At 50.6% G+C, this 522-nt stretch carries 2 tRNA genes; both read left to right on the top strand.

The window, feature by feature from the left end:
* The first annotated feature begins 64 nt into the window (after positions 1 to 64).
* Positions 65 to 141: transfer RNA gene (locus E1J61_RS37045), tRNA-Ile, on the top strand.
* Between the two features lie 11 nt (positions 142 to 152).
* Positions 153 to 228, top strand: a tRNA-Ala gene (locus E1J61_RS37040).
* Positions 229 to 522: the final 294 nt, after the last annotated feature.

Below are 522 nucleotides of genomic sequence, written 5' to 3'. Positions count from 1 at the left end.
TTCCAGAGGCTTGTGTCTCAAGCCTAGCGTTCACACTTATCGGTTTGTTTGCTGTTACAGCCAAGGGTCTGTAGCTCAGGTGGTTAGAGCACCGTCTTGATAAGGCGGGGGTCGTAGGTTCAAGTCCTACCAGACCCACCAAGTTATCCGAGGGGGGATTAGCTCAGCTGGGAGAGCACCTGCTTTGCAAGCAGGGGGTCGTCGGTTCGATCCCGTCATCCTCCACCATCACCTGGTACCTTGGATTGGTTGTCAAATGAAAGCGCATCGCGACGATGAGGTTGCGAGTGTTTTCATTTGGCATTGCCAAGCGACGAAAGTCGGCTGTTCTTTAACAATATGGGATGTAGTAAAGGTGTCGCGCGAGCGTTGATGAGACGCTGCAGTAGCAAACGCGATACCGGGTTGTGATTGTATCAACCAAAATGTATTTAAAGTGATCGAAAGATGACTTGGAATACGGCACAAATGCGAGAACTCAACCTGTAGTGAGCGGTGTCATGAGCGCAAGCTTGAGACACA

The organism is Cupriavidus sp. L7L (genome assembly GCF_004353535.1).
GTDB classification, from domain to species: Bacteria; Pseudomonadota; Gammaproteobacteria; order Burkholderiales; family Burkholderiaceae; genus Cupriavidus; species Cupriavidus oxalaticus_A.
The sequence above is the reverse complement of the archived record's forward strand: the minus strand, read 5'-3'. Positions and strand labels throughout refer to the sequence as shown.